The 6435-nt window shown below is 62.1% G+C and carries 4 protein-coding genes and 1 tRNA gene; 3 read left to right on the forward strand and 2 right to left on the reverse strand.

The features are described 5' to 3' along the window. A partial coding sequence (locus tag AC1DDS_RS25600; protein ID WP_477481414.1) for an alpha/beta hydrolase occupies positions 1–367 on the reverse strand: 367 nt, incomplete at its 3' end. A 1061-nt stretch (positions 368–1428) separates the two neighbouring features. Here AC1DDS_RS25600 and AC1DDS_RS25605 point away from each other — a divergent pair. From AC1DDS_RS25605 to AC1DDS_RS25615, 3 genes are all read left to right on the forward strand, one after another. Further along, positions 1429–2604 (forward strand): efflux RND transporter periplasmic adaptor subunit, encoded by a 1176-nt coding sequence (locus AC1DDS_RS25605; RefSeq protein WP_477481415.1) that lies wholly within the window; start codon positions 1429–1431, stop codon positions 2602–2604. After that, the gene (locus tag AC1DDS_RS25610; protein ID WP_477481416.1) at positions 2601–5792 is read left to right on the forward strand and encodes an efflux RND transporter permease subunit; all 3192 of its coding nucleotides are present in this window, start codon (positions 2601–2603) and stop codon (positions 5790–5792) included. Before AC1DDS_RS25605 ends, AC1DDS_RS25610 begins: the two co-directional genes overlap by 4 nt. 82 nt (positions 5793–5874) lie before the next feature. Next, on the forward strand, positions 5875–6075 hold the full coding sequence (locus AC1DDS_RS25615) for a hypothetical protein (RefSeq protein ID WP_477481417.1): 201 nt from the start codon (positions 5875–5877) through the stop codon (positions 6073–6075). 211 nt (positions 6076–6286) lie between these two features. On the opposite strand, the gene AC1DDS_RS25620 is transcribed toward AC1DDS_RS25615, so the two are convergent. Beyond that, positions 6287–6363 (reverse strand) — tRNA-Met (locus AC1DDS_RS25620). Positions 6364–6435: the final 72 nt, after the last annotated feature.

Below are 6435 nucleotides of genomic sequence, written 5' to 3' on the forward strand. Positions count from 1 at the left end.
AGCGGCTTTCGGGCGAGCGATCATAGTCCACGAACACAACGACTGCGTTTGCTCCATCGGTCAACTCGCGGACCAGCCGGCTATGCGTCTCGCGGTCGCCCAGCACCCAGCCGCCGCCGTGGGTGTAGATCACCACGGGCAGCGGGCCCCTGCCGCTTTCCGGCCGATAGATCCGGATGTCGGTGCGCCCCTTGGGGCCGACATTGAGGACACGGTCCTCGCTGCGCGCGGGCGCGAGCTTAACCGACACCGACTTCTGTGCGTCGGCGAGAACGTTGCGAGCGGCCTCGGGTGAGAGCGTGTAGATGGGCGTTGCGGCCCCAAGGCTATCTATGAAGGCTTGTGTGGTAGGCTCGAGACGACTCATGAGGTTCTCCCGGTGTTATCCGACCGTCCTCAGACCTTCGCGAAGTGTTCACAATGATGCAGGTGCTGCACCACTGAGCGATCCGATCATTCTTGTTTATTCGGTGCGGCGCAGGCTAAACATCGGGCACATTACCCGCGCAAACCGAGCCCGGCCATTATTTCGCGGCTGTAAGAACACTTGGCGATGCACCCCTCCGGGCTGCCAGGCGAATATAGCACGTCGCGCAAACATGCGGGATTCACATTTGCGAACGCGGTATCAGTGCTTCCCGAGGGGCCGCGATATCTCTTGTGGTCATTCGCATGGTTATTGCGATCTCCACCCTATTGCTCGCCAGATCCGGGTCGACGACCAGAACGCTGTGGAAAGCCGACCGCAACATGTGCCAGCGAGCAGTCCTGATACTCGTGGTCGCAAGCGTGAAACACTACTTTGAGACGTCGATTTTCTCGATTGGCGACATTGATGATTGCTGCGAAACTTGAACCGACAATTTTCGGCGCCTACCGCACGATCTGTCTACTGCCCCTGATTTTACAGAGCAGAGGACGTCACTGCCCGCATCGCTTTCTGCCACCCGTCGCAAGGACATGCTGATCACCATCGACGGCACCTAAGCGCGCTGGGATTGGCCCCATCCCTGGGAGCGCTTGATACCGTGTGTCTAAGCGTAGAGTTCGACCGACCGCTGAGGGTTCGCGCGGGAGATGGTCCGCAATCTCTACAAGTCGCGCGCGGCCCAGAGGCACATCAATCTCGGAAATGCGGTGCCGGTGTTGACGGCAATCATTTTTCATCCGATGGTCAGGGGCTGGCCCCGATGAATTTGATGGCCGAACCTCAATCGGGGCGTGCAACACCAACCGATTGCAGGTTGCATATTGCCTTCGCCGCGCGAAGATGGTGGCATACTTCTCCCTCGGGCTACTGCTCTTGCGTCCCGAGCAGTGAGACGTTTGCGGAATTCTTGGAAGACATTGTTTAACGGGCGTCGCCGCGGGCCGGTCGCAACCCTGTCGCGCTTGATGAAGTTCCTGTCTGGCAAGTCGAGGCAAAGCATGATGAAGACTCCGCATTTGACGCGGGTCGCCATTGCAATGGCGGTCGCTGCTTTCCCGTTGGAGGATGTCCTCGCTCAGAACGCGGCGCCTGCTGTGACGGTCGCCAAGCCGGTCACACGGGAAGTGATCGACAATGACGAATTCATCGGGCGGTTCCAGGCGGTCGATGAGGTTGCGGTCCGCTCTCGCGTCGGCGGCTACCTGGAAGAGGTGCATTTCAAGGACGGTTCGATCGTGAAGAAGGGCGACCTTCTGTTCGTCATCGACCAACGCCCCTTCAAGACGGCGCTCAACCAGGCGACGGCGACGCTGGAGGTGGCACGATCGACGCTGACCTTCGCTGAATCCGAGTTCAAGCGGGTGGAAGCGCTGGTCAAGAGCGGCAGCCAGACGGTTCAGACGCTTGATGACCGTCGGCGTGAACTCGATTCAGCAAAGGCAAACCTGCGCGGGGCGGAGGCCTCCGTCGAGCGTGCGCAACTTGATCTTGAGTACACACGGATCACCGCCCCCATTTCCGGGCGCATCGATCGTCGCCTCATCTCGCCCGGCAGTCTCGTCCAGACAGACCAGACGATCCTGACGACGATCGTCAGCCTCGATCCGATCGACTTCTACTTCGACGTGGACGAGCGACGGCTGCTTTCCTACGCCGACCGGGCCCGGTCGGGCGGAAAAGAACTGCAGGAAGGCGGAACCGGACTGGAGGTCTCCGTGACGATCGGCGACTTCCAGCACTCCACGTTCAGGGGCAAGCTGGATTTTGCGGAGAACCGGGTCGATGAGCAGACAGGAACCATGCGTATCCGTGCCCGCTTCCCCAACCCCAAGTACATCCTGCAGCCGGGGCTGTTCGGTCGCATCCAGATCGGTGGCTCTCTTCCCTATCAGGCAGTTCTGGTGCCGGACGAGGCGATCGGGTCGGACCAGAACGAGCGCGTCGTCTACGTCCTCGAGAAGGACGGCAGCGTCAGCACCAAACCGGTCCGCACCGGTCCGCGCCTTTATGGCTACCGCGTCATTCGCGACGGTCTCACTGGCGGCGAAACGGTCGTCATAAACGGTCTCATGCGCATCCGGCCCGGGGTGAAGGTGACCGCCGAGGTGACCGAGTTGCCGCCGGAACGCGAGGACACGACGACGGATATGACGAGCACGGAGGCGAACCAGTGAGGTTTCCTCATTTCTTCGTCGAGCGGCCGATCTTTGCCTCGGTCATCTCGATCGTTCTGCTCATCGTCGGCGGCATTGCCTATTTTCAACTTCCGGTCGCGCAATATCCGGAGATCGCCCCGCCGACGATCGTGGTGCGCACAGCCTATCCCGGCGCCGACGCCCAGACGATCGCCGACGTGGTGGCAACGCCGATCGAGCAGGAGATCAATGGCGTCGAGGACATGCTTTACATGTCCTCCTACTCGACGGCAGACGGCACCATGGCCCTGACCATCACCTTCAAGCTCGGCACCGACCTCGACCAGGCGCAAGTGCTGGTGCAGAACCGTGTGGCAATCGCCGAGCCGCGCTTGCCCGAGGAAGTTCGCCGGATCGGTATCACGACGGTGAAGAGCTCGCCCGACCTGATGATGGTCGTCCACCTGCTCTCGCCGGACGACCGCTACGACCAGCTTTACATATCCAACTATGCCAAGACGCGCATTCGCGACCGGCTCGTTCGCCTTGACGGCGTTGGTGACGTGATTCTGTTCGGCGAGCGCGAATACGCACTGCGCATCTGGCTCGACCCGCAGAAGCTCAGCGCCTACGGCATGACGGCGACCGACGTGGTGCAGGCGCTTCGCGATCAGAACGTCCAGGTCTCGGGCGGGTCGATTGGCGGGCCGCCCACCTCCGGCGAGAACGCCTTTCAGTATACGGTGACGACGGAAGGCCGGTTCTCCGATGCGCGGCAGTTCCGCTACGTGATCGTCAAGTCGACGGCGGCCGGGCGACTGGTGCAGCTTCAGGATGTCGCCCGCATCGAGCTTGGCGCCAAGGAATACGTGTCGAACAGCTATCTCGACGGCAAGGCGGCGGTGGCGATCGGCATTTTCGCCCGCCCGGGCACGAACGCGCTGGACGCTGCGGCCTCGGTCCAGCGCGTCATGAATGAGGTTTCCCCGGATTTCCCGCCGGGCCTGGAGTACCGCATCGTCTACAATCCGACCGAGTTCATCGCGCAGTCGATCCACGAGGTCTACAAGACGATCATGGAGGCGGCGGTGCTCGTCGCGATCGTCGTGCTCGTGTTCCTGCAGTCCTGGCGGACAGCGATCATCCCGATTGTTGCGATACCCGTATCGTTGATAGGCACCTTCGCTTTTCTGCTCGCCTTCGGCTTCTCGCTGAACATGCTGACCCTGTTCGGCCTGGTTCTGGCGATCGGGATCGTCGTCGACGACGCGATCGTGGTGGTCGAGAATGTCGAGCGCAACCTCTCGCTCGGCATGACGCCCAAGGAGGCGGCGCACGTGACGATGGACGAGGTCGGCGCGGCCGTCATCGCGATTTCGCTGGTATTGATCGCCGTGTTCGTGCCCACGGCCTTCATCCCGGGCCTATCCGGCCAGTTCTATCAGCAGTTTGCGGTGACAATCGCGGTGGCGACAGCGATCTCGGCGCTGAACTCGCTGACATTGTCACCGGCGCTCGCCGGCATCGTGCTGCGCCCTCACTCGCAGGAGGAGCACAGTCGCAACCCGCTCACCCGTCTCATCCGGCGACTGTCCGATGGCTTCAATCACGGGTTCAAGCGGCTGAGCGAAGGCTATTCCTGGCTGGTCCGGCAGCTTGTGCGGACCAGGACGGCCATTGCGCTGAGCCTGCTGGTGTTTGTCGGCCTGCTGGGAGCCACCTGGCAGATGAGCCAGATCGTCCCGCGCGGGTTCATTCCGACAATGGACCAGGGCTATGCGATCGTCGTGGTGCAACTGCCGGATGGCGCCTCGCTGGCGCGCACCGACGCCGTCATCCAGAAGGCATCCGAAATCATCCGCACCACGCCCGGTGTAAAGAATGCGGTTGCCTTCTCCGGATTCTCGGGCGCCACGTTTACCAATGCTTCAAACTCGGGGGTGGTCTTTGCCAGCTTCAAGAGTTTCGAGGAGCGACAGAAGCAGGGGCTGGGCGCAAACCAGATCATCGGCCAGCTCTTTGGCGCGCTGCAAAGCATTCGGGAAGCCTTCATCATCGCCGTGCCGCCGCCTTCGATCCGTGGCGTCGGCAGTTCGGGCGGCTTCAAGATGCAGCTTCTGGACCTGGAAAACTCCGACATGCGCCGCGTGCTCGGGCTTGCCTACCAGATGATCGGCACCGCGAACCAGACGGCGGGCCTGACCGGCGTGTTTACGACCTTCTCTGCGTCGAGCCCGCAGTATTTTCTGAACATCGACCGCGACAAGGCGCGCGCGCTGAACGTCCCGATCCCAAATATCTTCGAGACGCTTTCGATCAATCTCGGAACGTCCTACGTAAACGACTTCAACGCCTTTGGCCGCGTCTACCAGGTGCGGGCCCAGGCCGACCAGCAGTACCGCCTCGACCAGCAAGACATCCTGGCGCTGAAGGTGCGCTCAGCGACCGGCGCCCTCGTCCCGCTTGGAACATTGGTCGAGATCCGTGACACGAGCGGACCGACGCTCGTCCAGCGCTACAACATGTATGTCTCGGTTCCCGTGCAGGGCAATGCCGCCCCTGGCTTCTCGACTGGCACCGCGCTGGACTCGATGGAGGGGCTGGCGAAGCAGATGCTGCCGGCCGGAACCTCATTCGAGTGGACCGAACTCGCCTTCCAGGAGCGGGCGACCGGCAACACCGCGGTGTTCATTTTCGCGCTCTCGGTCATCTTCGTCTTCCTGGCGCTGGCCGCGCAGTATGAAAGCTGGGTGCTGCCGCTTGCGATCATCCTCATCGTGCCGCTTGCGATCCTCGGCGCCCTGGTCGGCGTGGATCTCAGGGGAATGGACAACAACATCCTCACCCAGATCGGCCTGATCGTTCTGATCGGCCTGGCAGCAAAGAACGCAATCCTGATCGTCGAGTTCGCCAGACAGGCGCAGCGGGAAGGCAGGACGGCGATCGAGGCGGCCGTGGAGGCGACGCGACTTCGCCTGCGGCCCATCCTGATGACCGCATTCGCCTTCATCTTCGGTGTCGTCCCGTTGATGATCGCGACCGGCCCCGGCGCGGAAATGCGGCAGTCCCTCGGCACGGCGGTCTTCTCGGGCATGCTCGGGGTGACCCTTTTCGGCCTGTTCCTGACCCCGGTCTTCTTCGTCGCCTTGCGCTCCGCCGGCCGGCATGGCGCGCAGGCCGTCAGCGAACGCAAGAAGGCGGCCGCGCTGGACGCGGCAGACTTATAGCCTGAACCCAAAGCGCGCGATTGGGTACTTGCGTAACCTGCCATCCTTCCAGCATGTGTTACCTGAAAAGGAGGGAGAGCGGATGTCCGACGCGATCAATCACCAGCACCGCCCATCCTTCGACAGCCCCAATGGCGGTCTGCTCAAAGGCCCGATCACGGCGGTCAGGACGATGCCGTCATCGCGAGCGGATGCATTTGACGAGAGCTGGATATCGATCGCCCGCCAGCTCGTCCAGAATTTGGTGATTGGCAAAACGCCCGGCCACCAGCCGACGACGTGACAGGTGTACGGCCTGTTCGCCAGCATCCTCGCCCTGATGGACGTCCTGATGTTCATGGAGCGCCGTTTCATCGCCAAGGTGCATGCGGATTTTGCGGAGAAGCGGGACGCCGGCGAGTTGGTCACGGAGCAGAAACACAAAAAGCGCCTCGCCGCTGGTGCGGAGGCGCTTTTGGTCGAATGTCCCGAGTGGGCTGCTTTGCCGGTGTGGTTGGTTGCGGGGGCAGGATTTGAACCTGCGGCCTTCAGGTTATGAGCCTGACGAGCTACCGGGCTGCTCCACCCCGCGTTATCCGGTTTGCGTCTTAAACGCATTATGGGCCGCTTGTGCGGCCCATTCAAGTGTTCGGCCTGGGCCGGT

It is taken from the genome of Mycoplana sp. 10N416 (assembly GCF_056394765.1).

Bases quoted from the DNA above. Each gene is read 5' to 3' on its own strand.
- AC1DDS_RS25605 (WP_477481415.1), top strand. From the start codon at position 1,429: ATGATGAAGACTCCGCATTTGACGCGGGTCGCCATTGCAATGGCGGTC.
- AC1DDS_RS25615 (WP_477481417.1), top strand. From the start codon at position 5,875: ATGTCCGACGCGATCAATCACCAGCACCGCCCATCCTTCGACAGCCCC.